The sequence below is a fragment of the Nonomuraea sp. NPDC049655 genome, assembly GCF_044465465.1.
GTDB lineage: Bacteria > Actinomycetota > Actinomycetes > Streptosporangiales > Streptosporangiaceae > Nonomuraea.
Genome location: NZ_JBITLS010000011.1, coordinates 393,775 through 418,765 on the forward strand (window position 1 = coordinate 393,775; position 24,991 = coordinate 418,765).

General features: G+C 73.7%; 26 protein-coding genes and 3 pseudogenes. 11 read left to right on the top strand and 18 right to left on the bottom strand.

Translation table 11 applies throughout. The features are described 5' to 3' along the window. The first annotated feature begins 30 nt into the window (after positions 1-30). Positions 31-363, top strand: a complete 333-nt coding sequence (locus tag ACIBQ6_RS33605) for a nuclear transport factor 2 family protein (protein WP_397216756.1) — start codon at positions 31-33, stop codon at positions 361-363. Positions 364-433: 70 nt separating this feature from the next. Further along, the gene (locus tag ACIBQ6_RS33610) at positions 434-1,327 is read left to right on the top strand and encodes an NAD(P)-dependent oxidoreductase (RefSeq protein WP_397216758.1); all 894 of its coding nucleotides are present in this window, start codon (positions 434-436) and stop codon (positions 1,325-1,327) included. 15 nt (positions 1,328-1,342) lie between these two features. On the opposite strand, the gene ACIBQ6_RS33615 is transcribed toward ACIBQ6_RS33610, so the two are convergent. Then, on the bottom strand, positions 1,343-2,254 hold the full coding sequence (locus ACIBQ6_RS33615; RefSeq protein WP_397216760.1) for a hypothetical protein: 912 nt from the start codon (positions 2,252-2,254) through the stop codon (positions 1,343-1,345). 174 nt (positions 2,255-2,428) lie between these two features. On the opposite strand from ACIBQ6_RS33615, the gene ACIBQ6_RS33620 reads away from it, so the two are divergent. Continuing rightward, a complete protein-coding gene (locus tag ACIBQ6_RS33620) occupies positions 2,429-2,671 on the top strand; it encodes a hypothetical protein (protein ID WP_397216762.1) in 243 nt (80 codons plus the stop codon). A 74-nt stretch (positions 2,672-2,745) separates the two neighbouring features. Here ACIBQ6_RS33620 and ACIBQ6_RS33625 read toward each other — a convergent pair whose 3' ends face one another. The 3 genes and pseudogenes from ACIBQ6_RS33625 to ACIBQ6_RS33635 all read right to left on the bottom strand — a co-directional run bounded on the left by ACIBQ6_RS33625 (position 2,746) and on the right by ACIBQ6_RS33635 (position 4,173). Beyond that, positions 2,746-3,387, bottom strand: a complete 642-nt coding sequence (locus ACIBQ6_RS33625) for a class I SAM-dependent methyltransferase (protein WP_397216764.1) — start codon at positions 3,385-3,387, stop codon at positions 2,746-2,748. A gap of 43 nt (positions 3,388-3,430) precedes the next feature. After that, a pseudogene (locus ACIBQ6_RS33630) lies at positions 3,431-3,601 on the bottom strand (metal-sensing transcriptional repressor); the annotation flags it as partial. After that, entirely contained in the window at positions 3,595-4,173 is a 579-nt protein-coding gene (locus tag ACIBQ6_RS33635) for a YybH family protein (RefSeq protein ID WP_397216766.1), read from the bottom strand. The gene ACIBQ6_RS33635 and the pseudogene ACIBQ6_RS33630, both read right to left, overlap by 7 nt. A 375-nt stretch (positions 4,174-4,548) precedes the next feature. Here ACIBQ6_RS33635 and ACIBQ6_RS33640 point away from each other — a divergent pair. Further along, positions 4,549-4,662 (top strand): annotated as a pseudogene (locus ACIBQ6_RS33640) (hypothetical protein); the annotation flags it as partial. Here ACIBQ6_RS33640 and ACIBQ6_RS33645 read toward each other — a convergent pair. The 9 genes and pseudogenes from ACIBQ6_RS33645 to ACIBQ6_RS33685 form a co-directional block, all read right to left on the bottom strand. Next, the gene (locus ACIBQ6_RS33645) at positions 4,626-5,714 is read right to left on the bottom strand and encodes a glycosyltransferase (protein ID WP_397216768.1); all 1,089 of its coding nucleotides are present in this window, start codon (positions 5,712-5,714) and stop codon (positions 4,626-4,628) included. The pseudogene ACIBQ6_RS33640 and the gene ACIBQ6_RS33645 sit on opposite strands and share 37 nt — an antisense overlap. Then, positions 5,711-6,694 (bottom strand): iron-containing redox enzyme family protein, encoded by a 984-nt coding sequence (locus ACIBQ6_RS33650; protein WP_397216770.1) that lies wholly within the window; start codon positions 6,692-6,694, stop codon positions 5,711-5,713. The genes ACIBQ6_RS33645 and ACIBQ6_RS33650 overlap by 4 nt, the downstream gene beginning before the upstream one ends. Further along, on the bottom strand, positions 6,694-7,425 hold the full coding sequence (locus tag ACIBQ6_RS33655; protein ID WP_397216772.1) for a class I SAM-dependent DNA methyltransferase: 732 nt from the start codon (positions 7,423-7,425) through the stop codon (positions 6,694-6,696). The genes ACIBQ6_RS33650 and ACIBQ6_RS33655 overlap by 1 nt, the downstream gene beginning before the upstream one ends. Positions 7,426-7,479: 54 nt before the next feature. Next, positions 7,480-7,800 carry a nitrite reductase small subunit NirD gene (nirD, locus tag ACIBQ6_RS33660; RefSeq protein ID WP_358284421.1) on the bottom strand — a complete coding sequence of 107 codons (321 nt, stop codon included), beginning with the start codon at positions 7,798-7,800 and terminating at the stop codon, positions 7,480-7,482. Next, positions 7,797-10,226 carry a nitrite reductase large subunit NirB gene (gene nirB, locus ACIBQ6_RS33665; protein ID WP_358284419.1) on the bottom strand — a complete coding sequence of 810 codons (2,430 nt, stop codon included), beginning with the start codon at positions 10,224-10,226 and terminating at the stop codon, positions 7,797-7,799. Before nirB ends, nirD begins: the two co-directional genes overlap by 4 nt. Continuing rightward, the gene (locus ACIBQ6_RS33670) at positions 10,223-11,617 is read right to left on the bottom strand and encodes an FAD-dependent oxidoreductase (protein ID WP_358284416.1); all 1,395 of its coding nucleotides are present in this window, start codon (positions 11,615-11,617) and stop codon (positions 10,223-10,225) included. Before ACIBQ6_RS33670 ends, nirB begins: the two co-directional genes overlap by 4 nt. Then, positions 11,614-13,626 carry a molybdopterin oxidoreductase family protein gene (locus ACIBQ6_RS33675; protein WP_397216775.1) on the bottom strand — a complete coding sequence of 671 codons (2,013 nt, stop codon included), beginning with the start codon at positions 13,624-13,626 and terminating at the stop codon, positions 11,614-11,616. Before ACIBQ6_RS33675 ends, ACIBQ6_RS33670 begins: the two co-directional genes overlap by 4 nt. A gap of 1 nt (position 13,627) precedes the next feature. After that, on the bottom strand, positions 13,628-14,110 hold the full coding sequence (locus ACIBQ6_RS33680) for a hypothetical protein (RefSeq protein ID WP_397216816.1): 483 nt from the start codon (positions 14,108-14,110) through the stop codon (positions 13,628-13,630). Between the two features lie 142 nt (positions 14,111-14,252). After that, positions 14,253-14,939, bottom strand: a pseudogene (locus tag ACIBQ6_RS33685) (MFS transporter); the annotation flags it as partial. 213 nt (positions 14,940-15,152) lie between these two features. Here ACIBQ6_RS33685 and ACIBQ6_RS33690 point away from each other — a divergent pair. Further along, positions 15,153-15,443, top strand: a complete 291-nt coding sequence (locus ACIBQ6_RS33690) for a hypothetical protein (protein ID WP_352322735.1) — start codon at positions 15,153-15,155, stop codon at positions 15,441-15,443. Between the two features lie 94 nt (positions 15,444-15,537). Here the strand turns inward: ACIBQ6_RS33690 and ACIBQ6_RS33695 are convergent, their stop codons facing one another. After that, positions 15,538-16,005, bottom strand: coding sequence for a GNAT family N-acetyltransferase (locus tag ACIBQ6_RS33695; protein WP_358284410.1), 468 nt, complete (start codon positions 16,003-16,005; stop codon positions 15,538-15,540). A gap of 123 nt (positions 16,006-16,128) precedes the next feature. Between ACIBQ6_RS33695 and ACIBQ6_RS33700 the strand changes: the two genes are divergently transcribed. The 3 genes from ACIBQ6_RS33700 to ACIBQ6_RS33710 all read left to right on the top strand — a co-directional run bounded on the left by ACIBQ6_RS33700 (position 16,129) and on the right by ACIBQ6_RS33710 (position 19,549). Beyond that, positions 16,129-18,051: a hypothetical protein gene (locus ACIBQ6_RS33700; RefSeq protein WP_397216777.1), complete on the top strand. Its 1,923-nt coding sequence runs from the start codon at positions 16,129-16,131 to the stop codon at positions 18,049-18,051. A gap of 125 nt (positions 18,052-18,176) precedes the next feature. Beyond that, positions 18,177-19,154 carry an aldo/keto reductase gene (locus tag ACIBQ6_RS33705; protein ID WP_397216779.1) on the top strand — a complete coding sequence of 326 codons (978 nt, stop codon included), beginning with the start codon at positions 18,177-18,179 and terminating at the stop codon, positions 19,152-19,154. Between the two features lie 89 nt (positions 19,155-19,243). Further along, a complete protein-coding gene (locus tag ACIBQ6_RS33710) occupies positions 19,244-19,549 on the top strand; it encodes a hypothetical protein (protein WP_358284404.1) in 306 nt (101 codons plus the stop codon). 197 nt (positions 19,550-19,746) lie between these two features. Here the strand turns inward: ACIBQ6_RS33710 and ACIBQ6_RS33715 are convergent, their stop codons facing one another. Both ACIBQ6_RS33715 and ACIBQ6_RS33720 read right to left on the bottom strand, forming a co-directional pair. Continuing rightward, entirely contained in the window at positions 19,747-19,965 is a 219-nt protein-coding gene (locus ACIBQ6_RS33715; protein ID WP_357965447.1) for a PLDc N-terminal domain-containing protein, read from the bottom strand. 133 nt (positions 19,966-20,098) lie between these two features. Next, positions 20,099-20,794, bottom strand: coding sequence for a GntR family transcriptional regulator (locus ACIBQ6_RS33720; protein WP_397216782.1), 696 nt, complete (start codon positions 20,792-20,794; stop codon positions 20,099-20,101). Between the two features lie 117 nt (positions 20,795-20,911). Here ACIBQ6_RS33720 and ACIBQ6_RS33725 point away from each other — a divergent pair, with 117 nt between their 5' ends. Beyond that, complete coding sequence (locus ACIBQ6_RS33725) at positions 20,912-21,763, top strand: N-acetylmannosamine-6-phosphate 2-epimerase (RefSeq protein ID WP_397216784.1); 852 nt, start codon at positions 20,912-20,914, stop codon at positions 21,761-21,763. A 25-nt stretch (positions 21,764-21,788) separates the two neighbouring features. Here the strand turns inward: ACIBQ6_RS33725 and ACIBQ6_RS33730 are convergent, their stop codons facing one another. Then, on the bottom strand, positions 21,789-21,914 hold the full coding sequence (locus tag ACIBQ6_RS33730; protein WP_397216786.1) for a hypothetical protein: 126 nt from the start codon (positions 21,912-21,914) through the stop codon (positions 21,789-21,791). Here ACIBQ6_RS33730 and ACIBQ6_RS33735 point away from each other — a divergent pair. Continuing rightward, positions 21,901-22,992: an ROK family protein gene (locus ACIBQ6_RS33735; protein ID WP_397216788.1), complete on the top strand. Its 1,092-nt coding sequence runs from the start codon at positions 21,901-21,903 to the stop codon at positions 22,990-22,992. The genes ACIBQ6_RS33730 and ACIBQ6_RS33735 overlap by 14 nt on opposite strands. 31 nt (positions 22,993-23,023) lie before the next feature. On the opposite strand, the gene ACIBQ6_RS33740 is transcribed toward ACIBQ6_RS33735, so the two are convergent. Next, positions 23,024-23,953, bottom strand: coding sequence for an ankyrin repeat domain-containing protein (locus ACIBQ6_RS33740; protein ID WP_397216814.1), 930 nt, complete (start codon positions 23,951-23,953; stop codon positions 23,024-23,026). Between the two features lie 340 nt (positions 23,954-24,293). On the opposite strand from ACIBQ6_RS33740, the gene ACIBQ6_RS33745 reads away from it, so the two are divergent. Further along, positions 24,294-24,977 carry a thermonuclease family protein gene (locus ACIBQ6_RS33745; protein WP_397216790.1) on the top strand — a complete coding sequence of 228 codons (684 nt, stop codon included), beginning with the start codon at positions 24,294-24,296 and terminating at the stop codon, positions 24,975-24,977. Positions 24,978-24,991: the final 14 nt, after the last annotated feature.

A 24,991-nucleotide genomic window follows, 5' to 3' on the forward strand; every position in this document is an offset into this window, starting at 1 on the left:
GTAATCGAACGCTGTGTTAGGAGTCAGCAGGTGAGCACCATCGATGTGATCCACGCCTACCTCGACGTCTGGAACGAGCCGGACGCCGCCGCCCGGTCGGCCCTGATGAAGTCCGTCCTCACCGAGGACTCGCTCTACGTCGATCCCGAGAACGCGGGCCTGCGCGGGCACGCCGAGCTGTCCGAGGTGATCGGCCGCGTCCGGAGCGGGCTCGGCGACCTCCGGTTCAGCCTCGACGCCGTGGTCGGCGTCCACCATGACCGCGCGTTGTTCCGCTGGCGGCTCGGCCCGGCCGCCACCGGCTACGACGTCGTGGAGTTCGACGGGGGCCGCATCCGCAGCATCGTCGGGTTCTTCGCCTGAACCGCCCCCGCCGGACCGCAGCCCCGCCATCCCTCGCGGCGCAAGCCGCGCGAACCACACAGGAGCCCACATGTCCCTCTCGTCCGCCTCCCAGGCGCCCGTCACCGTCGTCGGCCTCGGGCTGATGGGCCAGGCGCTGGCCACGGCCTTCCTGGCGAACGGTCACCCGACCACCGTCTGGAACCGCTCGGCGGCCAAGGCCGGCGACCTCGTCGCCAAGGGAGCCACCCTGGCCGGCTCCGTCGCAAGCGCGGTCGAGGCGAGCCCGCTCGTCGTCGTCTGCGTCTCGGACCACGACGCCGTGCACGGGTTGCTGGACCCGGTCGCCTCCTCGCTGGCCGGCCGCACCCTCGTCAACCTGACCACGTCGACCTCCGTCCAGGCCCGCGACACCGCGAGGTGGGCGGCCACGATCGGGAGCGCCTGTCTCGACGGGGCGATCCTCGCCCTCCCCCAGGCGATCGGCACCGCCGACGCCACGGTGCTGTACTCCGGCCCGGAGGCCGCCTTCGCCGAGCACCTGCCCACCTTGCGGGCGCTCTCCGGAGACGGGACCGTCCATCTCGGCGAGGACCACGCCCTGTCCGCCCTGTACGACATGTCCGTCCTGAGCGTCATGTGGGGCGTGCTGAACGGCTTCCTCCAGGGCGCCGCCCTGCTGGGCGCCGCGAACGTCAAGGCGACGACCTTCGCGTCCCTGGCCACCACCGCCATCGGCGTGACGACCGGCTACGTCTCCGCCTACGCCCGGCAGATCGACGAGGGCCGGTACCCGGCCGCCGACGCCACCCTCGCCGTCCACCTGGGCGGGATGGAGCACCTGGCGCAGGAGAGCCGGGCGCTCGGCGTCAACACCGAGCTGCCGGACCTCTTCCTGGACCTGGCCCGGCGCGCGGCGGCCGGCGGGCGTGCCGGCGACGGTTACGCGGCGATGATCGAACAGTTCCGCGAGCCCTCCGTCTGACCTGTCCTGGCGGCGCTAACCGCCGATGACGAGGGTCTCCGTGGAGCCGTCCTCGTCGGGAGGGTCGTCGGCGGCGGCGGCGTTCCGGCGCGCGCCGGCCGGTCGCCCCGGTCGCCCCGGTCGTCCCGGCGTCCCGCGAAGGCGCGGCAGGCGGGACGCCACGAGCGCCACCAGCGCGCCGGCCACCGCCGCGGGCACCAGCAGGTACGCCGGAACCCCGCCGCCCGGCGCCTCTCCGGCCGGAACCCGCGCAGCCGCACTCCCAGCAGCCCCGACCCCGCGTCCGGCCTGCGTCCCGGCCTGCGTCCCGGCCTGCACCCCGGTCGGTGCCCCGGCCTGCGTCCCGGTCGACTCACCGGTCGGCCCACCGGTCGGCTCACCGCTCAGCTCACCGGTCGGCACCGGTGTGCTCTTGCCCGGGAGGAAGCCCGGCGGCCGGACCGCGCCCCAAGGGTCCTTCCCGTCGCCGCCGAACGTCGCCACCTTGTCCGGCGGCACCGGGTCGGCCAGCAGCCGTCCGGGAACCGTGAGCGTCCCCACGGCGTACGGCTCGAACCAGCCCTGGAGGCCCTCCACCCGCCACACCCCGTCCGGCACGGCCACCGACGTGGCGTAGTGTCCGGCCTCCGGCAGCGGGGTGCCGGCGAAGGTGACGGTCCTGCCGTCGGCCCGGGTGAGGCGCAGGCCGACGGGGTCCAGCTCGCCCGCGTAGGGATGCGTGCCGTGCTGCAGCACCCAGAACCCCACCGTGTACGTCTTCCCGCCCGCGAACGCCCCCGGCGGCGGATCGAGGTAGGTCACCGCCCACCCCCCGCGCGAGGAGGCGGACGCCACCCCCACCCACCATCCGGACACCACCAGGACGACCAGCACGGCAGCCGCCAGAGCGGCCGTCAGAGCAGCCGGTACGGCCACGTTTCTCTCCATCACGCACCTCCGACCTCCCTACACCGCCCGGCCCCGCCGGGTTCCGCCCGCGACCCGGCGGAGCAGCCGGCCGTTTTCCGCCGGACGGGTGCGACAATTCCCGGTGCGGCGCGCACAATGGAGTCAGCACGAAATCAGGGCGAGAATTCGGCGAGGAGCGAGGAGGCTTACGCCGTGTCCGCCACCGGAGGCGAATATCTGACCGCGATGCTCGACGTTCTGGTTTACGAGAACGTTTTGGTCGCCTGGCGCCGCGCGCCGGGTGGTCATCTGATCGTCACGCACGAGGGCGAGGAGATCCGGCTGACCGCGCAGCAGGCGGGGATGTGGGCGCAGGGGGCGTTCGCGGTTTATCTGGCGTTGGTGGATCAGCGCCGTATCACTCCGCGTATTCCCGGTGACACCACAGCGCAATAACACGTGTCAGAACAAAAACCCATTTTTCCAGATTTGTCGCCACAGCGGCCGGGAAGAACCGTCCGGGCAGCCGGTCAAACCGGTTTCCTGGCGCGTCCGAGAATGTGCGGCAACCTCGGCGACAACGGCAGCGGCCGGAAGGCGAACCGTTCGCGCTCCTCGACCACCAGCCCGCTGTCGATCAGGGCGCGCTCGGTGTCGCGGTTGAGGCGGCACCCGCCGGCCATCCGCCGCCACAACGGCGTCACGAGGTCCTGCACCAGCGCGCCGGCGGCGCGCGAGGAGCGCACGTGCTCGTAGAACCGCACCTCGCCGCCTGGCCTGAGCACCCGAGACACCTCGCCGAGCACCGCGCGCTGGTCGGGCACCGAGCACAACACCAGCGAGAGCACCACGGCCTCGAAGGAGGCGTCGGCGAACCGCAGGTCCGCGGCGTGCCCGGCGACCACGCTCACGGGCACCGGCGCGCCGGCCGCGGCCCGGCCGGCCAGCCTCCGCAGCCGGTCCTCCGGCTCGACGGCGACCACCTCGCGCACCCCCGCCGGGTAGTGCGCGAAGTTCAGCCCGTTGCCCGCGCCGACCTCCAGCACCCGCCCGGCCAGCCCGGCCAGCAGGCGCCGCCGGTGTTCGGCCGCGCCCCGCCGCTCCGACTCGGCGCTCATCCGCTCGTACGCCTGGGCGAAGCGGGGGTTCTGGAACCGCGTCAGGTCCTGCACGTCCTCCACGCTAACCCGCCCGCGCACGCCCCGCGTGGATCCGTCACGACCGGACGAGCCGGGCGACGGCGTCGGCCGCCTCCTTCGCCTTGGCCTCCGCCTCGGCCCCGCCCTTGTGCGCCGCCTCGACCACACAGTGCGCCATGTGCTCCTCCAGCAGCGACAACGCGAACGACTGCAACGCGCTCGTCGTCGCCGAGACCTGCGTCAGGAGCCGCCCTGGTTGTTCATGAAGCGCGAGATCAGCCACTGGCCGCCCTGGTGCGAGAGCATGAAGAGCTCGCGGTAGGTGGTGTCGCCCTGCTTGCTGGTCGAGCGCGCGAAGGCGTCCTGGGTGCCCGCGTTCCGCGTCTCGTCGATGGTGTGCGTGGCCGACTTCAGGTCGGCGCCGTCCTTGAGCAGCTTCTCGTAGAGGCTGCGGACGGCCTGCGAGCCCGTGGCCGTGGCCTGCCCGTCAAAGGCCACCACGGCGTCGCTGGTGAACGTCTTCGCGACCGCGTCCACGTTGCCGGACTTCAGGGCGTCGAAGTAGTTCTGGACGGCGGCGCGCGGCTGGGTGGCCGCCGTCATGGTGCCGGTCGGCGTGGCGGTCTCGGTCATGGTCTCGGTCATGGTCGGCGACTCCATGCCGGTCTCGGTGGGCGTCATCATGGTCTCGGTCGGCGTGGCCGGGCTGGCCTCCCCCTTCATCGCCTGCGTGTTGCTCCCCGCGGAGCAGCCCGCGACCAGGAGGACGGGAACGATCGCGGCCAGCAGGAGTGCCCTGCGCTCAGAAATCTTGCTCATGGCCGGGTTGATGCCCTCGCCGGTCGTTCCCGAATGCCCGGTTTAGGCACTCCGCACGACCCCTTTACCTCATGTCGGTATTACTCACAGTAACGCTTCACTGTCATTGGTGAGACCGGTCAGAGCTGTGATCGTTGCCGCCCCGAGACCGGGCGGGTAGGGGCCGCCTATAGCGTCCCTCCAGTGCGGCCAACACAGGCGAATCCGGAACCACTGCCCCAGCGTGAGGACGCCGAGCGCTGTGCCAGCGTCCGGTCCGGGCGGCGGTGCGTCCTTCCCGCGGCCCACCCCACCCCGCACGTCTACCCGCCCGTGGAGGCCCTCTAGCGACGTCCTCGCAGGTGAGAGGGCCGGCTGGCGGGGCAGGTGACGACGATGGACGAGCCGACGACCACCGTCACGCCCTGCGAGGACGGCCCGCTGCTGATCAGAGGCCCCTTCGAGCTGCTGACTCAGGACGGCGAGCCGATCGACCCGGGAAGGGCCACGGTGGCCCTGTGCCGGTGCGGCCGATCGTCGACCAAGCCGTTCTGCGACGGCTCGCACAAGTCCGTCGGCTTCCGGGCGTCGAGCGAGCCCGACCCGCCGGCCGACTCCTGAGCCCGCGCGCGCAGCCACCGCGCCGAGTGGGCGGCCAGCGCGAGCCGTCCCCCGGCGTACGGCACGCCGCCCGCGCAGGCCGCCCCCACCGCCAGCCAGGAGCACACCGCCCGCTCCAGCACCCACACCGGCGCGAACAGCGAGGCGCCGGCGGGGAAGACCCGCCGCCCGCCGGCCCGCCGCCGCCCGGCCTCGGCCAGCGCGACGGCCGCCCCGGCGGCGGCCAGCAGCGGCAGCGGACGGCGCACCAGCGCGAGCGCGGGCAGCACCGCCAGGAAGGACGCCAGCCGCACCGGCTGGGCGAGGTCGTCGTAGGCCTGCCGGACCCGCTGCGACCAGAACCGCCGCGCGTCGCACGGCAGCCTCCGGACGTACAGGCCGGGCGGGCGCAGCTCGCGCCCGCCGTGGGCGCGCACGGTGCGGACGAGCTCCAGGTTCTCGAACAGCACGTCGCCGTCGTAGCCGCCCATGGCCAGGAAGAACGACCGCCGGACGCCGAACGTGCCCGGGTAGTCGGCGCCGAACGCGCGGTTGAGCAGGGTGCGGGCGGTGTCCCAGCGGGCGTGCCAGGGGGCGGGGTCGAAGTAGTTCTGCGGCCTGACCAGCTCGGCGCGGGCGAGCAGGGCGTGCATCTCGGCCAGCGCGGGCAGGTCGTAGCGCACGTCGTCGTCGGCGATCACGACCCGGTCGCCCTCGGCCAGCCGCAGCCCGGTGGTCACGCCGTTGACCTTGCCGTTGGCGAAGGACAGGCCGGCCGCCGGGCTGACGTGCCGGACCAGGCAGCGCCAGCGGCGGGCGTGGCGGGCGTACAGCTCGGGCCGGCTGCCGTCGACCACGGTCACGCGTACGTGCGGCGCGAGGGCGCGCAGGTACTCGGTCAGCTCGTCGAGGCCGGAGTCGTCCTGCCAGCGCAGCGGGATCACGTAGTCCAGGTCGATCACGCGGGCACCTCCTGGCCGAGCAGCGAGGACGCGCCGCGTTCCCAGCGGCCCATGACGTGCTCGGCCCAGCGGCGTTCGAGGGCCAGGGCGCAGGCGGCGCCGTACAGGACGTCGCCGGTCAGGGCGGGGAAGGCGGCGGCGAACCCGCCGCACAGGTCGGCCGCGGCGATCTGCTCGTGCACGGCGTCGGCCTGCACGTGCTCCTCGTAGAACCGGGCCGCCGCCGCGTCGCCGCCGAGCCGGCGCAGGCCCGCGGCGTAGCGGCGGTTGGGCAGCGACGAGGTCATCTCGATCGCGGCCAGGTGGCCGACCAGCGCGCCGCGCAGCCGCCGGTGCAGCCCGAACAGCGACATGGCGTTGCTGACGGCCAGGGTGACCGCGGGGACCCGCGGCAGGTACGCGCCGTAGGAGTCGTCGAGGCCGAGGCCGCGCATGGTGTGGCCGAACAGCTCGCAGTGCATGCGCTCGGGCCGGCCGCCGCCGTACTCGTCGGCCTGGATCTCCACCAGGGCCGCCTTGGGCCGGCCGCGCAGGCGCGGGATCGCCCAGGTGTGCGGGTCGGCCTCCTTCAGGTGGTAGATCGAGCGGTGGATCACGAACTCGCGGAAGGTGTCGATGCCGGCCTCGCGCTGGAGGTGCAGCGAGACCGACGGGCCGTCGTCGTCCTCGGCGGTCAGCGCGGTGAGCGCGCGCCGCACCTCGCCGGGCGGCACCGGCCCGGGACGCGGCACGGCCCCGGCCAGCTCCCGCTCGAACCGGTCCTCCAGCAGGCCGCGCAGGCGCAGCAGCGACGGCTCCCACTCCCAGCGGTCGTCCACCTCGTCGAAGCCCTGGTAGTGCAGCTCGTAGCAGGCGAACAGGGCGAGCTGGAGATCCTCCTCGCCGTCGGGGCCGGGGGCGTCGGGCAGCGTCGCGGGCGGCCGGGCGAGCCGGTCGAAGAGCAGGTCGGTGAGCGGGCCACGCGCGGGCGGCAGGCGCATCAGGCGGCCTTGCGGTAGACGGAGACGTGCGCGCGGCTCTCGTCGGTGAACGGGGTGCCGATCCAGTCGGCCCAGCGGTGTTCCAGGGCCATCCCGGCCAGCCTGGCCATCAGGTCGAGCTCGCCGGGCCAGGCGTAGCGGTGGTCGGCGGGCAGCAGCCGCACGCCCTCGCCGGTCAGCCGTACGCGGGTGGTGCGCATGTGCTGGGTGGCCGGGGCGAGCCTGGCCGCCTCGATGACGACGACGTCCTCGGCCAGCGAGAGCAGCCGCAGCGCCGAGCCGTCGCGGAAGGCGGCCGGGTCGGGCACCCACGCCTCGACCACGAACCGCCCGCCGCCGCGCAGGTGCCGGGCCGCGTTGGCGAAGCAGTTGACCTGCGCCTCCTGGGTGGGCAGGGCGAAGATCGTGTTGATCGCGAGCACCACCAGCGCGTACGAGCCCTCGACCCGCATGGTGGAGAAGTCGCCCACCGTCACGGGGACGGCCGCGCCGCCGGGTTTGGCGCGCAGCTCGCGGGTCATCTCCGGCGAGGCGTCGATCCCGGCGACGGACAGGCCGCGGGCGGCGAGCGGGAGCGCCAGCCGCCCGGTGCCGATGCCGAACTCCAGCACGGGGCCGCCCTCGGCCAGCGTCGCCAGCCGCTCGACGGCCGCGCCGGTCGGCAGCTCCGTCACCGTGGCGTCGTAGATGTCGGCGATCCCGCGCCCGTAAGCGGAGGCGTCGTAGGCCACGGCGCACCTCCTGTCCCCCGTGTTTCAGCAGGTCAATGCCCCTGCTCTGATCGGCTAAACGCTCACCTCCACCCGTCCGGCCGCCACCCGCACGGCGTAGACGGGCACCTGGACGGCCTCCTCGTCCAGGCACGCCCCCGACACCAGCGAGAAGACCTGCTTGTGCAGCGGCGAGGCCACGGTGGGCTCGCCCCGCCTGGTGCCGACGATGCCGCGGGAGAGCACGTACGCGCCGCTGAACGGGTCGAGGTTGTCCAGGGCGTGCACGTGCCCCTCGTAGGTGCGGAACAGCGCCACCTGCCGGTCGCCGACCAGCGCGCAGACGCCGCGCTCCGGCGGCAGGGCCGCGTACTCGCAGACCGGGGTCCAGCTCATCGGGCCATCACCGGCCTGATCTGGCCGCGCTCGGAGGCGAACACGATCGACGGGTCGGGCACGCCGGGGGCGTTGACGAAGCTGACGAACCTGCCCAGCTTCTCCGGGTCGTCCAGGGTCGCCGCCCACTCGTCGGCGTAGGTGGCGACGTGCTGTTCCATCTGGGCGTCCAGGTCGGCGCAGATGCCGAGCGAGTCTTCCATGATCACCTTCCGGAGATGGTCGAGGCCGCCGTCCAGCGACTCCAGCCAGGCGGCGGTGCGCTGCAGCCGGTCGGCGGTGCGGACGTAGAACATCAGGAACCGGTCGACGGTCCTGATCAGGTCGCCGGTGCTCAGGTCGGTGGCCAGCAGGTCGGCGTGGCGGGGCCGGAAGCCGCCGTTGCCGCCGACGTACAGGTTCCAGCCCTGCTCGGTGGCGATGACGCCGAAGTCCTTCGACCTGGCCTCGGCGCACTCGCGGGCGCAGCCGGACACGGCCGACTTGAGCTTGTGCGGCGAGCGCAGGCCGCGGTAGCGCAGCTCCAGGGCGATGGCCAGGCCGACGGAGTCCTGGACGCCGTAGCGGCACCAGGTGGAGCCCACGCACGACTTCACCGTGCGCAGCGCCTTGCCGTAGGCGTGGCCGGACTCGAAGCCGGCGTCCACCAGGCGTCGCCAGATCTCCGGGAGCTGCTCGACCCGGGCGCCGAACAGGTCGATGCGCTGGCCGCCGGTGATCTTGGTGTAGAGCCCGAAGTCGCGGGCGACCTCGCCGATCACGATGAGCTTGTCCGGCGTGATCTCGCCGCCCGGGATGCGCGGGACGACCGAGTACGTGCCGTTCTTCTGGATGTTGGCGAGGAAGGCGTCGTTGGTGTCCTGCAACGCGGCCCGCTCGCCGTCGAGCACGTGCCCGTTGTGCAGCGAGGCCAGGATCGAGGCCACCGCGGGCTTGCAGACGTCGCAGCCGCGCCCCTGCCCGTGCTCGGCGATGAGCCGCGAGAACGTCGTGATCTTCCGCACCCGGACGATGTCGAACAGCTCGGCCCGCGAGTACGCGAAGTGCTCGCACAGCGACCTGCCGACCTCCACCCCCGACTCCTCCAGGAGCTGCCGGAGCATCGGCACGCAGCTCCCGCAGGTGGTGCCGGCCCGCGTGCACGCCTTGAGGCCGGGCACGTCGGTCACGCCCAGCTCGGCGACGGCGTGCCGGACGTCCCCCGCGCACACGTTGTTGCAGGAGCAGACCTGCGCGTCGCCGGGCAGGTCGAGCGGCGCCCCGGAGCCGCTGAACAGCAGGTCGGAGGGCGGCGCGGGCAACGGCTTGCCGACGAACGGCCGCAGCGCCGCGTACGGCCCGGCGTCCCCCACGCAGATGCCGCCGAGCAGCGTGCGGGCGTCGTCGCTGATGAACAGCTTCTTGTAGATCCCGGCGACCGGGTCCATGTAGGTGACGTCGAGGGCGCCGTCCATCGCGCCGAACTGGGCGACCTCGACGCCGAGCAGCTTCAGCTTCGTGGAGGTGTCCCCGCCCGCGAACGAGGACGTCCCGCCCATGATCCGGTCGGCGGCCACCTCGGCCATCGTGTTGCACGGCCCGACCAGGCCGTGGACCGTGCCGCCGGCCAGCGCGCACTCGCCGATCGCGTAGACCGACGGGTCGGAGGTGCGCATGCCGTCGTCGACCACGACGCCGCCCCGCTCCCCCACCTCCAGCCCGCACGCCCTGGCCAGCTCGTCGCGCGGCCTGACGCCCGCCGAGAACACCACGACCTGGCCCTCGATCAGCGTGCCGGACGGCGTGCGCACCCCCGCGACCCGGCCGTCCGGCCCGGTGACGACCTCCTGGACGCCCGACCCGGCGTGCACGCCGAGCCCGAGGGCCTCGATGTGGCCCTTGAGCACCGCGCCGCCGCCCTCGTCCACCTGGCGGGGCATCAGCCAGGGGCTCATCTCGACGATGTGCGCCCTCAGGCCGAGCGCCCGCAGCGCGTCGGCCGCCTCCAGGCCGAGCAGGCCGCCGCCGACCACGACGCCTTCGGCCGCGTCCCGGGCGGCCGCCCGGATGGCGTCCAGGTCGTCGATCGTGCGGTAGACGTGGGCGTGCTCGCGTCCTGGCACCGGCGGCACGAACGGCGCCGACCCGGTGGCCAGCACGAGCACGTCGTACGGCTCGGCGGCCCCGCCCTCGACGGTCACCGTCCGCGCCGCCCGGTCGACGGCGACGGCCCGGCTGCCCAGCCGCGTCACGGTCCCGGCGGGCACCGGGTAGGTGAGGTCGGCCAGGGTGGCCCCCGACAGGTACGAGGTCAGCGCCACCCGGTCGTAGGCCGGGCGCGGCTCCTCCCCGACGACGGTGATCCGCCCGTCGAAGCCCCGGCTCGCCAGGGTCTCCACGAAGCGGTGCGCGGCCGGGCCGTACCCGACGACGACGATCCTCCTCATACCGGCACTCCTTCCTGATCGCACAACCAGCCGACGATGCCCTCCACGGCGTCGCGGCAGGTGCCGCAGCCGGTGGTGGCCCTGGTGGCGGCGGCCACACCGGCCACGTCGCGGGCGCCGGCCTCCCAGCACGCCCGGATCTGTCCCTTGGTCACGTTGTTGCACCGGCAGACCTCGGCCGCGTCCGGCATCAGCACCGGGCTGCCCGCGACCGGCGCCGGCGACAGGCCCGGGAACAGCAGGCCGGCGCGGTCGCCCGGCACCGGGCCGCCGCGGTCGAAGAGCTGGGTGAGGGTGCCGACGGCGTCGCTCTCGCCCAGCAGGATCGCGCCCACCAGCCGCCCGTCGCGGATGACGAGCTTGCGGTAGGTGCCGCGGGCGCGGTGGCTGAAGCGCACCACCTCGGCGTGCTCCTCGCCGAGCTGCGTCTCGCCCATGGCGGCCAGCTCGACGCTCCTGGCCTTGAGCCTGGTGACCAGCCGGGAGCCGCGGTAGCGGGCCTTGCCGCCGGTGATCACCTCGGCCGCCACGGCGGCCTGCTCCCAGGCGGGGGCGACCAGGCCGTACACCGTGCCGTCGTGCTCGGCGCACTCGCCGACGGCGAAGATCGACGGGTCGCCGGTGCGCAGCTCGTCGTCCACGACGACGCCGCGCCGCACCTCCAGCCCCGCCGCGGCGGCGAGCCCGGTGACCGGGCGCACCCCGCAGGCCAGGACGACCAGGTCAGCCTCGACCAGCTCGCCGCCGGCCAGGCGGACGCCGTCCGGCTCGACCGCGGCCGCGCTGACGCCGGTGCGGGCCGCCACGCCGAGCCCGGCCAGGGTCTCGCCGAGCACCTGGCCCGCCTCGGCGTCGAGCTGGCGTTCCATCAGGTGCCCGGCCAGGTGCAGCAGCGTGACCGGCAGGCCGCGCCCGGCCAGGCCGCGGGCGGCCTCGATGCCGAGCAGCCCGCCGCCGACGACGGCCGCGCGGCGCGCCCGTCCGGCGGCCCGCACGATCCGCTCGCAGTCCGCCAGCGTGCGGAACGGCACGGCCCGCCCGACGCCGGGCAGCGGCGGCACGACCGCCTGGCTGCCGGTGGCCAGGACCAGCAGGTCGTACGGCTCGCGCCGCCCGTCCGCGGTCACCACGTGCCTGGCGTCCCGGTCGATGCGGGCGACCTCGGCGCCGGGCACGGCCTCGACGCCGTGCGCGGCGTACCAGGAGGGGTCCACCAGGCGCACCTGGTCGGGACGCGCACTCCCGGCCAGCACGTCCGACAGCAGCACCCGGTTGTACGGCGGCCCCGCCTCGGCCCCGAACACGGTCACCCGCATCCGCGGGTCGCGCGCCCGCACCTCGCTGACCAGGCGTGACCCGGCCATCCCGTTCCCCACGACGACGAGCCTCATGAGTCCCTCTCCACCCTGACCGCGCAGACCTTGAACTCCGGCATGCCGGACACCGGGTCGAGCGCCGGGTTGGTGAGCCGGTTGGCGCCCTCCCAGTGGAAGGGCATGAACACGGTGTCGCGCCTGATGGCGTCGCTGATCCTGGCCACCGCCCTGCTCCGGCCCCTGCGGCTGCTGACCCGCACCAGGTCGCCCGCGGCGACGCCGAGCTGCGCGGCCAGGTCGGGATGCAGCTCCACGAACGGCTCGGGGGCGGCCCGCACCAGCGACGCGATCCGGCGGGTCTGGGCGCCGCTCTGGTAGTGGGACAGGACGCGGCCGGTGCTCAGGTACACCGGGTAGTCCGCGTCGGGCTCCTCGGCCGCGGGCCGGTGCTCGACCGGGACGAACCGGGCGCGGCCGTCCGGGTGGGCGAAGCGGTCCAGGAACGGGCGGGGCGTGCCGGGGTGGTCCTGCGACGGGCAGGGCCAGAAGACGCCGGTCTCGGCGGCGATGCGCTCGTAGCTGATGCCGGAGTAGTCCGCGACGCCGCCCGCCGCGGCCCGGCGCAGCTCGTCGAAGACGGCGGCCGGCTCGGTGTCGAAGCGGTGGCCGAGCCGGGCGGCCAGCCCGGCGATGACGTCCAGGTCGCTCCGGACGCCCTCCGGCGGCGCGACGGCCCGGCGGCGGAGCAGGACGCGGCCCTCCAGGTTGGTCATCGTGCCGCTCTCCTCGGCCCACTGGGTGACCGGGAGCACCACGTCGGCCATGGCCGCGGTCTCCGAGCGCACCACGTCGGCCACGACCAGCAGGTCCAGCCCGGCGATCCGGCCGCCGACGTGCCCGGACGCGGGCGCCGACACCACCGGGTTGGACCCGAACAGCAGCAGCGCCCGCGGCCCCCGCGAGGTGCCGAGCGCGTCCAGCAGCTCGTACGCCGTCCGCCCCGGCCCCGGCAGGTCCTCGGCCCGCACGCCCCACACCTCTGCCACGTGCGCGCGGGCCGCCGGGTCGTCGATCCTGCGGTAGCCGGGCAGCTGGTCGGCCTTCTGGCCGTGCTCCCTGCCGCCCTGGCCGTTGCCCTGGCCGGTCAGGCAGCCGTAGCCGGAGCCGTACCGGCCGGGCAGGCCGAGCGCCAGCGCCAGGTTGATGAACGCGGTGACGGTGTCGGTGCCCTTGGCGTGCTGCTCGGCGCCGCGCCCGGTCAGCACGTACGCGTTCCCGGCGGCGGCCAGCGCGCGGACGGCCTGCCGCATCCGGTGCACCGGCACCCCGGTGACGCGCTCGACGCGTTCGGGCCACCAGGCGGCCAGCGAGGTGCGCACGTCGTCGAAGCCGGTGGTCCTGGCGGCCACGTAATCCGCGTCCACGAGGTCGTCGGCGATCGCCAGGTGCAGCAGCCCGAGGGCGAGCGCCAGGTCGGTGCCGGGCGTGGGCTGCAGGTGCAGCCAGGCGAGCCGGGCCGTCGGGGTGCGGCGCGGATCGACGACGATCAGCCGCGGCCCCGACAGGTGCCGGACGAACGGCGGCATGGTCTCGGCCACGTTCGCGCCGGCCAGCAGCACGACGTCGGCGTCGGCCAGGTCGGTGACCGGGAACGGCAGGCCCCGGTCCATGCCGAAGGCCCGGAGGGAGGCGGCGGCGGCCGAGGACATGCAGAAGCGGCCGTTGTAGTCGATCTGGCTGGTGCCGAGCGCGACCCTGGCGAACTTGCCGAGCTGGTAGGCCTTCTCGTTGGTCAGCCCGCCGCCGCCGAACACGGCCACGGCGTCGGGGCCGTGCTCGGCGCGGATCGCGCGCAGCCGGGCGGCGACGTGGTCGAGGGCGGTCTCCCACTCCACCGGCTCGCCGTGCAGGAGCGGCGTGGTCAGGCGCTCGCCGTTGGTGAGCAGCTCGGCCGCCGTCCAGCCCTTCTGGCACAGCGCGCCGGGGGCGTTGGCCGGGACGTCGGTCCTGGGGGTGATCTCCAGTGCCGGGCCGATCTCCATGCCGCACTGGAGGGCGCAGTAGGGGCAGTGTGTCTTCGTCATGTCAGACCCGGGCGTGGGCGAGGCTGGCGACGACCGTGACGCCGACGGTGCGCGTGTAGCACCACCAGGTCAGCGCCAGGCAGCCGGCGTAGAAGACGGCGAAGGCCAGGAACGCCGGCGCAGGGGTGCCGGCCGCGGCGAACGCCATGCCGAAGGCCCGGTTGACGAGGAACCCGCCGAGCGCGCCGACCGCCGAGATGACGCCGATCGCCGCCGCGGCCTGACGCCGGCCGTGCAGCAGGGCCTCCGCGCCCGCGCCGCGCTCGGCGACCGCCTTGGCGTGGAAGATCGCCGGGATCATCCGGTACGTCGAGCCGTTGCCGATGCCCGCGGTGAGGAACAGCAGCTGGAAGGCCAGGAAGAACAGCCAGAAGCCGCCCGCGACGCCGGCCGCCCAGGCCAGCAGCACCCCGGCGCCCATGGCCGCGAAGTTCCACTGCGTCACCCGCGCGCCGCCCAGCCGGTCGGCCAGCCAGCCGCCCACCGGCCTGATCAGCGAGCCGAGCAGCGGCCCGGCGAAGGCGACCGCCGCGTACGGCGCCTCGGGGAACAGGCTCTTGCTCAGCAGCGGGGAACGCCGTCGAATAGCCGATGAACGACCCGAACGTGCCGACGTACAGGACCGACATGATCCACGTCTGCGCCCGTCCGGCCACCGCGAGCTGCTCGCGCGGCTCGGCCCTGGCGCCGGCCAGGTTGTCCATGAAGAGCCACGCGCAGGCCGCGGCCACCACGATGAACGGGATCCAGAACCAGCCGGCGGCGGCCGTCCCGAGCGAGCCGATCACCAGCGGCACGACGAGCTGCACCGAGCTGACCCCGACGTTGCCGCCCGCCGCGTTCAGCCCGAGCGCCAGCCCCTGCCTGCCGCGCGGGTAGAAGTAGGTGATGTTGGCCATGCTGGAGGCGAAGTTCCCGCCGCCCACCCCGGCCAGCGCCGCGATCACCAGGAACAGCCAGTACGGCGTGCCGGGATCGTTCACCGCCACCCCGAGCAGCACGGCCGGGACCAGCAGCAGCGCCGCGCTGGCCACGGTGAAGTCGCGCCCGCCGAACCGGCCCGGCCCGAACGTGTAGGGCACCCGCAGCACGGCCCCGACCAGGTTCGGCAGCGCGACCAGCCAGAAGAGCTGGTCGGTGGAGAAGTCGTAGGCCCCCATCCTGGTGGCCACGACGCTCCACAGGGTCCAGACGGTGAACCCGAGATGCTCGGCCACGATGGAGAAGACCAGGTTGCGCCGGGCGACGTGCCTGCCGGTCCGCTGCCAGAAGGCCGGGTCGTCGGGGTGCCACTCGGTGATCCAGCGCGCCATCGATCTCTCCTCCGCTCGGCGTCGGGAGCACCACGGTAGGAGGGCCGCGTTACGCGTTCCGGCAGCCGGCGGGGGTACGGCGGTTACGGGTGATTCACCGCGGTAACAAGGCGCGCACAACCGTCACCGGCGAAACACGCCGGTAATGAACGGAGTTCTGGCTGGTTACGTGGTCTTCCCCGGGGTAACAGCACTCATGGCAAGGGGGGAATAATGATCAAAAAGCTGCACCAGATGGGCATCAAGTCAGGCCACATGTACGCCGCGGGGCTGGCGTCCATCGGCCTGTCCTTCGCTTCTTGGATGATCTCCAAGAACCAGGAGGGCGCGGGCCTCGACCGGGCCGACCGGTGGGGGATCTTCATCGGCGAGTGGGCGCCCACGTTCTTCGCGATGGGCGTCGCGCTGCGGATCGAGGAGACGCACAAGGACCTCGAAGAGCGCGGCACCGAGATGTTCGACAGCACGCAGGGCCAGCGGTCCCGCTCGCACGTCGGCGTTTGAGCCGGCGTTTGACCAGGAGGCCGCGCAGGTCACGCCGGGGGGCCGGCCTGCGCGGCACACCTGTTCGCCGGCGGCCTCAGCTTCACCGACGGCCTCAGCGGGACAGCCGCTCCAGCGGCTCGTCGGTCAGCCGATACTTCAGCCACTCGTCCTGCCGCTCGGCGCCGAGCTTGTCGTAGAAGGCGATGGACGGCTCGTTCCAGTCGAGCACCGACCACTCCAGGCGCTGGTAGCCGCGTTCGGCGCAGATCTTCGCCAGTTCCGCCATCAGCGCGCGGCCGTGGCCGCCGCCCCGGTGCTCGGGGCGCACGTACAGGTCCTCCATGTAGATGCCGTGCACGCCGCGCCAGGTGGAGTAGGTCAGGAACCAGATCGTGAAGCCGACGGGCTCGCCGTCCTGCTCGGCGATGTGCGCGAACACGGCGGGCCGCTCGCCGAAGAGCGAGGTCCGCAGCATCTCCTCGGTCACGCGCACCTCGTGCGCGGCGTTCTCGTACGTGGCCAGCTCAAGGATCATGCGCACGATGGCGGGGACGTCTGCTGGGGTGGCGGGGCGAATCATGCGCACAGGGTAGCCAGCGCATTTGGTTGAACCGTCCACCGCCCCCGTACGTCGTTACGGCAGAACGGTATTCGGGGGACCGTCTGGAAGCTCAGCCCGGATGACCGAATGGGGACGGAAACCGTGGGCGTTTTAGAGGAGCTGGGGGTTCGCCTGCCCCCGTATCCGGACATCAGGCTCGCGCTCGTGCTCGGTGAGCGCGCTTTGTACGTGAACGGGGATCTGCAGACCGCCAGACGCTGGTTCGACTCGGCCTACCGGCAGGCCGAGGCGTGCGGCGACGTGCCCGCCCTGGCCAGGGCGGCGCTCGGCCTGGGCGGGGTGTGGGTGCAGGAGCACCGTACGTGCGCGGAGTCGGAGATGGTGCGCGCGCGTCAGCGGCACGCGTTGTCGCTGATCGATCCGCACTCGTCGCTGGCGCTGCGACTGCGGATCAGGATGACCGGGGAGGAGGACTACAGTGCGGGCGGGCACGAGGAGATCCTCCGGCTCGTCGCGCGGGCCAGGAGCGCGGGCGATCCGGCGGCGCTGGCCGAGGCGCTGAGCCTGGCCCACCACTGCCTGCTCGGGCCGGAGCACGGGCCGGCCCGCTTGGAGCTGGCCAGGGAGCTGATCGGCCAGGCGGCGGTCACCCGGCGCAGGGGCGACCTGCTGATGGGCCTGCTGTGGCGGACGGTCGACCTCTACCTGGCGGCCGACCCGCACGCCGGACGCTGCCTGGAGGAGCTGCGGGGCCTGCTGGCCGAGCACGACCACCTGGCCGTCGGGTTCGTGACCGACGTGATCAGGGTGATGCTGGCCATCCGGGCGGGCCGGTTCGAGCAGGCGGAGAAGATGGCCGGCGACTGCTTCGAGCGCGGCCTCCAGGCCGGCGACATGGACGCCACCGGCTGGTACGGCGGCCAGATCGCCGCCATCCGCTGGTACCAGGGCCGCACGGCCGAGCTGCTGCCGGTGCTGGCCGACCTGGTCAGCTCGCCCACGCTCAGCCCGGTCGACAACTCCTACCTGGCGGGCCTGGCGCTGGCCGCGGCCACCTCGGGCGACCGCAGGGCGGCGGCCGGTCACCTGGCCCGGCTGCGCGGCCGGGACCTGGCCAACCTGCCGAGGTCGAGCACGTGGCTGTTCTCGATGTACTGCGTCGTCGAGACCGCCCACCTGCTCCAGGACGCCGGCGCCGCCGCCGAGGCGTACGCGCTGCTGCTGCCGTTCGCGGCTCTGCCGGTGGTGGCCAGCCTGGGCGTGCTCTGCCTGGGCTCGGTGCAGCACAGCCTGGGCATGGCCGCGCTCACGACCGGCGACGTGGACCGCGCCGCCGGGCACCTGGCGGAGGCCGTCCGGGCCAGTCTCGCGCTCGGCCACTGGCCCGCCGCGACGCTGTCGCGCTGGCGGCTCGGCCAGACGCTCGCGCTGCGCGACGGGCCGCACGACAAGGCGGCGCGGGCCGCCCAGAACGCCGCCGCGCAGGAGGCCAGGGAGCTCGGCATGGTGCTGCCCGCCGTGGTCGGCAGGGCGGGCGCGGCGCACGGGGCGTTCCGGCTGCGCAGGCACGGACGGCACTGGCAGGTCGAGCACGGCGGGCGGCTGGTGGTCGTCGAGCACAGCGTCGGCATGCAGCACCTGGCGACCCTGATCGCCAACCCGGGCCGCGAGATCCTGGCGGCCGACCTGGCCGCGGGCGCGCCGGCGCAGGACAGCGAGCCGGCCTCGGCGCAGCCGGTGCTGGACGACCTGGCCAGGGAGACCTACCGGAAGCGGCTGACCCAGTTGCAGGCCGACATCGACGAGCTGGAGGCGATGAACGACCTCGAACGGGCCGCCGCGCTGCGCCTGGAACGCGAATGGCTGGTGGCCGAGCTGTCGGCGGCGACCGGGATCGGCGGGCGGGCGCGGCCGTTCACCGGCACGGAGGAACGCGCGCGGATCGCGGTGGGCAAGGCGATCCGGCGGGCGATCTCCCGCGTCTCGTCGGCCGACCAGGCACTGGGGGACGAGCTGCGGGCCACCGTGCACACGGGCGTGCGGTGCAGCTACCGGCCCCGATGACGGCCGTACGGGCGTGCGGTGCAGCTACCGGCCCCGATGACGGCCGTACGGGCGTGCCCCCGCGGCGCGCCCGTACCTTTCGTCCGGGACACTGGTCGCAGGAACCAGACGAACGGACAAACAGCATGGAACACCGCACACTCGGACGTACGGGACGCCAGGTCGGCGTCGTGGGCCTCGGCGCCTGGCAGCTCGGCGCCGACTGGGGCGAGGTGAGCGAGGACGAGGCGTTCGCCACCCTGGAGGCGGCCGTGGCGGCGGGCGTCACGTTCGTCGACACCGCCGACGTCTACGGCGACGGCCGCAGCGAGCAGATCGTCGGCCGCTTCGCCAAGGCGCATCCCGGGCTCACCGTGGCCACCAAGATGGGCCGCCGGACGGCGCAGGTGCCGGCCAACTACGTGATGGACAACTTCCGCGCCTGGAACGAGCGCTCCCGGCGCAACCTCGGCGTGGACACCCTCGACCTGGTCCAGCTCCACTGCCCGCCCACCCCGGTGTACTCCTCCGACGCGGTCTTCGACGCCCTGGACACGCTGGTCGCCGAGCAGAAGATCGCGGCGTACGGCGTCAGCGTCGAGACCTGCGAGGAGGCGCTGACCGCCATCGCCCGGCCCGGCGTGGCGACCGTGCAGATCATCCTCAACGCGTTCCGGCTCAAGCCGCTGGAGCGGGTGCTGCCCGCCGCCCGCGCGGCCGGGGTGGGCGTCATCGCCCGCGTCCCGCTGGCCAGCGGCCTGCTGTCGGGCCGCTACGACGAGCACACCGTGTTCGCCCCCGACGACCATCGCGCCTACAACCGGCACGGCGAGTCGTTCGACGTCGGCGAGACCTTCTCCGGCGTGGAGTTCGCCACCGGCCTGGAGGCGGTGCGGCGGCTGGCCGGGCTGGTGCCCGAAGGGGCGTCCATGGCCCAGTTCGCGCTGCGCTGGATCCTCGACCAGCCCGGCGTCTCAGTCGTCATCCCCGGCGCGCGCAACCCCGGCCAGGCACGGTCCAACGCGGCCGCGGCCGATCTGGAGCCGCTCCCGGAGGAGACGCTGGAGGCCGTGCGGGCCGTCTACGACGAGCTGATCCGGCCGCAGGTTCACGACCGGTGGTGAACCGTTGACGGTACGGCTTCCCGGGCTCTAATGTTTAGGAAACTTTCCTAAGCAATTCTCGCCGCGCGCACACCTTCGAGGAGCCCCGCATGAACGCGAGAAGACGGACCGCCGGCTGCGCCGCCCTCGTCACGGGCCTGGTCCTGCTGGGCGCCCCGGCCGCCTCCGCCGCGCCCACCGGTTGCACGTACCAGCTCAACCAGGCCGAACGCTGGGCCACCAGCTACTGCCCGAGCGGCACCGGCGAGCACCGCATCCACGTGATCCAGCGCCACTTCCTGCCCGAGGTCGGCCTGATCCCGATCGAGGGCCCGTGGGTGCCGGCCGGGCAGACCTCCTACACCGGGATCACACCGCACACCACGGTGAGCGTCTGGGTGGACACCCGCGGATGAACACCAACGGCTACGGCGGCTTCTGTCCGCACGCGACCATGAACCCCAACGGCTACGGCGGCTTCACCGCCCACTGACGCGCGGCTTCCCCCGCTTACGCGCGGCTTCACCCGCTTACGCGCGGCTTCACCGCCTACGCGCGGCTTCACCGCCCGGCGGCACGGGAGCTTCGACGCCCGCGTCAGGGGTGGCTCGCGTCAGCGCCCGCGGCCCCTTCGCCTGCCGTACGCCAGGTAGGCGATGGGCCCGAACGGCTGCACGAAGATGCCCAGCCACCAGACGCCCTTCCAGCCGTGGATCTCCCGCTGCGGCCGGCGCCACAGATCCACGGCGGCGGCCCCCGTGAGCACCAACTCAGCCGAACCGAGCCCGAGCAGCACCGCCCGCCGCCGCCCCGACATGTCACTCCATCGCACGGCCGAACACCCCGATCGACCTCTCTGACGCATGGTCGAGCACTCCGATCGACCTCTTTGAGGACAATCCCGTCCTTCCGTCGTCTACCCCACCCGTCGCCTCCCGGCAAGCCCCCTTCGCCCCGGCAGGCCCTCACCGCCGAATCGCGATCTCGTAGGAGTAGCGGTCGCCCCGGTAGATCGACTTGGCCGCCTCGACCGCCCTTCCCCGCTGGTCGTAGGCCACCCGTTCGACCAGCAACGCCGGCGCCAGGGGCGCCGCCTCCAGCAGCTCCGCCTCCTCCGGTTCCAGCACCGTGGCCCTGATCGACTGCTCGGCCCGCTCCAGCCTGATCCGGTACGCCCCCGCCAGCACCTCGTACAGCGACCCGCCGAGCGGCCGGTCGAGCAGTCCGGGCACGAACGCGGCCGGCACGTGGGCACGCTCCAGGCACATCGGAGAACCGTTGGCCGTACGGACCCGGCACAGCCGCACGACCGCGTCCGCCGGGCTGATGCCGAGCGCCTGCCCCACCCGCGCCCCGGCGGGCACCTCGGCCGCCTCCAGCAGTCGCGACCCCGGCTCCAGCCCCCGCCCCCGCATGTCCTCGCTGAACGACGTCAGTTCGATCGTCTTGGCGATGCTCCGGTGCGCGACGAACGTCCCCGCCCCCTGGACGCGGTAGACCCTCTGGTCCGTCTCCAGTCGGTCGACCGCCCGCCGCACGGTCAGCCTGCTGACCCCGAACTCCTCGGCGAGATCGCGCTCGGCGGGCAGCCGTTCGCCCGGCTTCAGCTCGGTGTCGATGAGCGTGAGCAGATGGTCTGTGAGCCGGCCGATCTTCGTCACGGGTGGTCGTCCTCGGTCAGGGGGTGCTCTTGACGCTCCGATCATAATTGGGCTATACCAATCGGGCAAGTGAGGTAGGCCCTTCTGCCTCTATGCCGGAAGATTGGGCTGTACCAAATGGATGTGGTGACCGCGATCGAAGGCGGCCTGGTCGTGAGCTGCCAGGCCCCCGAGGGCCACCCCCTCCGCGACCCGCGCACCATCGCGCTCCTCGCCCGCTGCGCCGAACTCGGCGGCGCGGCCGGACTGCGCGTGAACGGCCCCGAGGACGTCCGCGCGGTCAAGGCCGTCACCGGCCTGCCCCTGATCGGCCTGGCCAAGGTCCCCCGCCCCCACGCCCGCCCCCTGATCACCCCCACCTTCGCCCTGTGCGAATCCCTGGTGCGAGCCGGCGCCGACATGGTCGCCCTGGAGGTGACGGCGGAGGCCGAACCGGAAGCGGGCGACCTGCCGTTCCTGGTCGAACGGGTATGGAAGGAGCTGGGCGTGCCCGTCATGGCCGACGTCTCGACAGCGGAGGAAGGACTGCTGGCCTGGAACCGAGGCGCAGCCCTGATCTCCACCACCCTCGCCGGCTACACCCCCTACACCGCCCCCACCCCCGCCCTGCTCGCCGACCCCACCCTCCACGGGGCCCAGGCCCTCGCGGGCGACCCCGCCGTCACCCGGGGTTCCACCACCACTGATCCCGCCGTGCCCCTGGGGGCCGCCGCCGCTGACTCCACCTCCCGCCCCGAGACCGGGGCCGCTCCACGGCCGGGGCTCCCCCATGAGCCCGACCTCGATCTGGTCGGAGAACTCGCCGCCCTCGGGGTCCGTACGGTCGCCGAGGGCCGGCTCCGCACCGACGCCCACGTGGCGGAGGCGTTCGCCCGCGGCGCCTGGTCGGTCGTGATCGGCGCCGCCATCACCGACCCCCTCGCCCTCACCCGCCACCTCACCGCGGCCACCCCCAGGGGAAGCCGGTGACCCCCACCCCACCCCGCGTCCATCCTCACCACACCGACGACGCCATGCCCCCCTCACAACGCCGCCCAGCCGCCACCCGCACCAGCTCGCCGAACAGCACCCCGGCGGTACACACCCAGTTGAACAGCACCCCCACCGTGCGACGCCGCACGAACTCCATGCCCGCCGTGCTCGGCATCGACATCGGCGGCACCAAGACCGCCGCCGCCCTGATCCCGGCCTCGGCCACCGGGGGCGAGACGGAGATCCACCTCCCCGCCCGCGTCCCCACACCCGCCGAAGGTGGCGCCGCAGCGGTGCTGGCCGCCGCGCTGGAGCTGGCCGAAGACCGCCTCAACCAGGCACACGCCGCCGGAATGAACGTCATCGCCTGCGGAGTCGGCAGCGCCGGGACGATCGACGACAACGGCGTGGTCACGCACGCCACCGACGCCCTGCCCGGCTGGCGGGGCACCGACCTGGCCACCGCCTTCACCCAACGGCTCGGCCTGCCCGTCACCGTGCTCAACGACGTCCACGCCTGGGCGCTCGGCGAGGCCCGGCACGGCGCGGCCCGGGGCAGCCGCCTGGCCCTGGTCCTCACGATCGGCACCGGCGTCGGCGGCGCCCTCGTACGGGACGGCGAGCTCCTGCGTGGCCGCAACGGCATGGCGGGCTCCCTCGGCCACACCCCGGCCGTCCTGCCCCCGGACGCCGACGCCGACCGCCCGTGCCCCTGCGGCGCGACGGGCCACCTGGAGGCGTACGCGTCAGGCCCGGCGATCCTGTCGGCCTACCACGCCCGCGGCGGCACCGCCCCCGACCTCAAATCTCTCCCCACATCCCGGCACAACACCCGGTCCCCCGACCTCGAATTCCTCCCCCCAGCCCCGCACAACACCGAGCCCCCCGCCCCACGACACCCGGCCGAAACCCCCGAGCCGCGGAACCCCCTAGGGGCCACCGGACAGCAGGCTGGGCCGGAAACCGCCGACCCCTTGGCCCGCGAGGTGATCCACGAGGCCGCCGTCATCCTCGGCCGTTCGATCGCCTCCGCCGCCACCCTCCTGGACCCGGACGTGATCGTCCTGGGCGGCGGCGTCACCGGCCTCGGCGAGCTCCTGACCGTCCCCCTGTTCGAGACGATCCGCCGGTACGCGCCCCGCGCCCTGGACTCCGTCCCCGTCCGGCTCTCGCCCCTGGGCGCACACGGAGCCGTGCTGGGCGCGGCCTCGGCCGCCATGCCCTGACTCCGGAGCAGCACCTACCGGCCGACCGGCGTCAGCCGCGAGGCGGGAGGTGCAGCCAGATGTCGGGCGGCCCCAGGACGGGCCGGGCGTCGGTGAGCCGCAGCCCCGTGTACGCGCAGCAGTACGCCACCCCCTCCCCCTGGTAGAGGAAGGCGTTCAGCACCTCGTCCGCCGAGCTGTCCGGCGACACCCAGCCGCCGCCCGGATACGCGTCCCACTCCTCGACGACACCGTCCCGCGAGCTGTAGCCCTGGTTGCCGCCCTTCGGATCGGCGTACATCGCGTAGCAGACCGTCCCGGCCGAGAGGCGGTTGATGACGTCGGCGCTGGTCACCTCGGAACCCCGGCGCCGGCTGATCACGCATCCGCCCGGCACGTCGGTGGCTCCCACCAGGCCGTTCCGCTCGAACGGGTACGGCTCGTCGAGCACCCCGTCGATCCCGGCTCCCTCGGCCATCGTCGCCCCGAGTCGCCGCGCGGCCTCCGCCGCGGTGACGCCCGCGACGCACACCAGCCCCAGCCCGTCGTACTCGAAGTCGCCCAGGGCCTCGATCAGCCGCTCGGCCTCCACGACGGCGGCGTTCTCCGCCTCCGAGAGCGTGGGCTTGTCGCGCGGGAAGGGGAAGAACAGGCCCGGGTTGGGACCGGCCAGGCTGAGCCGCCCGGGCGACCAGCCGCCCGTCATCGGCCGCCACGGATCGGCCCCGGCGGCGACCAGGGCGAGCGCGTTGTCCCTCTGGTGGGCGAACACGGCCCGCCAGAGGGCGCTGTGCCCTTCGTACGCGGCATCGACGTCGCCGACCCGGCGGGCCAGCTCGGCGACCACCTCGGGCGAGCCGTACTCGGCCGCGAGGTGGAGGAGCGGCCCCTCGTGCCACAGGTCGGCATGCGGATCGGCGCCGGAGTCGAGGCGGGCGCGGATCTCGCTCAGATCGGACCAGTCATCCCAGCTCAAGCCCACCCATCCGGCTTCCTTGGTGACAACCACGACACTCCCCCAGAGGCAGGCAGCTTATCGAACACCAGTACGAGCATATCGCGGCTCCGGCGCCCGACCGTCCCTGACGACCCACCCGGCCCCGCACGCGCAACCGTCCGCACGAGGCAGGCCGAGGAGGGCCGCACAAGCCTCTGACCTTGGACGTCGGCCACCCCACGGGGGCCGGCGATCAGTCAAACCCTAAGCGCAGCGTCGCCGCACCTCGACCAGGAGTGACATAACCGTGCCCTTCCGGCGGTACACCCCTGTCTCCGTCGGCGCGTCTCCTCACGTCCGGACCATCCGTCCCTGGAGTCACGCCATGCCTACGAACGCGAGCACGGCCAGGATCGTCACCGCCACGGCCGCCCTGCTGCCCCTCACCCTCGCCCTGAGCGCGCCGGCCGACGCGGCCGCCGTCCCCAAGGGCACGGTCGCGGCCCGGGTCGTCAAGATCGTGGACGGCGACACCATCGACGTCGTGCGCGGCACCACGAAGATCCGCGTGCAGCTGCTCGGCGTGGACACCCCCGAGCGCGGGCGGTGCTGGTCCAGGGCGGCCACCGCCCGCACGGCGGCGCTCCTGCCACCCGGGACGACGGCCCACCTGCTCACCGCCAGGACGCCGGGCGTCCCGCCCTCGCACGTGTGGAACGCCAAGGGCGTGCACGTCAACCGCAACCTGATCCGCTACGGCTACGGCAAGGCCGTCCCGTTCAAACCGGACGACGGCTACAAGAGCCTCTTCCGCGCGGAGCAGGCGAAGGCCAAGGCGGAGAAGTTGCGGATCTGGTCCGGCAGGTGCGACACGTCCACCTCCACACCGACGCCGTCCCCGACTCCGACCCCGTCCCCCACATCGCCCCCGCCCGCCGGCACGGACCCGCGCTTCCGCACCTGCGCCGAGGCGAACGCCGCCGGCTACGGCCCGTACCGCCGCGGCATCGACCCCGAGTACGCCTGGTACCAGGACCGCGACGGCGACGGCGTCGTCTGCGAACGCTGACCCGCGCGAGCCCG

Excerpts from the sequence above, each read along its gene's own strand:
- ACIBQ6_RS33725 (WP_397216784.1), top strand. The coding sequence starts at position 20,912 with ATGGATGTGGTGACCGCGATCGAAGGCGGCCTGGTCGTGAGCTGCCAG.
- ACIBQ6_RS33670 (WP_358284416.1), bottom strand. The coding sequence starts at position 11,617 with ATGAGGCTCGTCGTCGTGGGGAACGGGATGGCCGGGTCACGCCTGGTC.
- ACIBQ6_RS33710 (WP_358284404.1), top strand. The coding sequence starts at position 19,244 with ATGAACGCGAGAAGACGGACCGCCGGCTGCGCCGCCCTCGTCACGGGC.
- ACIBQ6_RS33610 (WP_397216758.1), top strand. The coding sequence starts at position 434 with ATGTCCCTCTCGTCCGCCTCCCAGGCGCCCGTCACCGTCGTCGGCCTC.
- ACIBQ6_RS33695 (WP_358284410.1), bottom strand. The coding sequence starts at position 16,005 with ATGATTCGCCCCGCCACCCCAGCAGACGTCCCCGCCATCGTGCGCATG.
- nirD (WP_358284421.1), bottom strand. The coding sequence starts at position 7,800 with ATGAGCTGGACCCCGGTCTGCGAGTACGCGGCCCTGCCGCCGGAGCGC.
- ACIBQ6_RS33635 (WP_397216766.1), bottom strand. The coding sequence starts at position 4,173 with ATGAGCAAGATTTCTGAGCGCAGGGCACTCCTGCTGGCCGCGATCGTT.
- ACIBQ6_RS33690 (WP_352322735.1), top strand. The coding sequence starts at position 15,153 with ATGATCAAAAAGCTGCACCAGATGGGCATCAAGTCAGGCCACATGTAC.
- ACIBQ6_RS33675 (WP_397216775.1), bottom strand. The coding sequence starts at position 13,626 with ATGACGAAGACACACTGCCCCTACTGCGCCCTCCAGTGCGGCATGGAG.
- nirB (WP_358284419.1), bottom strand. The coding sequence starts at position 10,226 with ATGAGGAGGATCGTCGTCGTCGGGTACGGCCCGGCCGCGCACCGCTTC.
- ACIBQ6_RS33705 (WP_397216779.1), top strand. The coding sequence starts at position 18,177 with ATGGAACACCGCACACTCGGACGTACGGGACGCCAGGTCGGCGTCGTG.
- ACIBQ6_RS33650 (WP_397216770.1), bottom strand. The coding sequence starts at position 6,694 with ATGCGCCTGCCGCCCGCGCGTGGCCCGCTCACCGACCTGCTCTTCGAC.
- ACIBQ6_RS33745 (WP_397216790.1), top strand. The coding sequence starts at position 24,294 with ATGCCTACGAACGCGAGCACGGCCAGGATCGTCACCGCCACGGCCGCC.
- ACIBQ6_RS33615 (WP_397216760.1), bottom strand. The coding sequence starts at position 2,254 with ATGGAGAGAAACGTGGCCGTACCGGCTGCTCTGACGGCCGCTCTGGCG.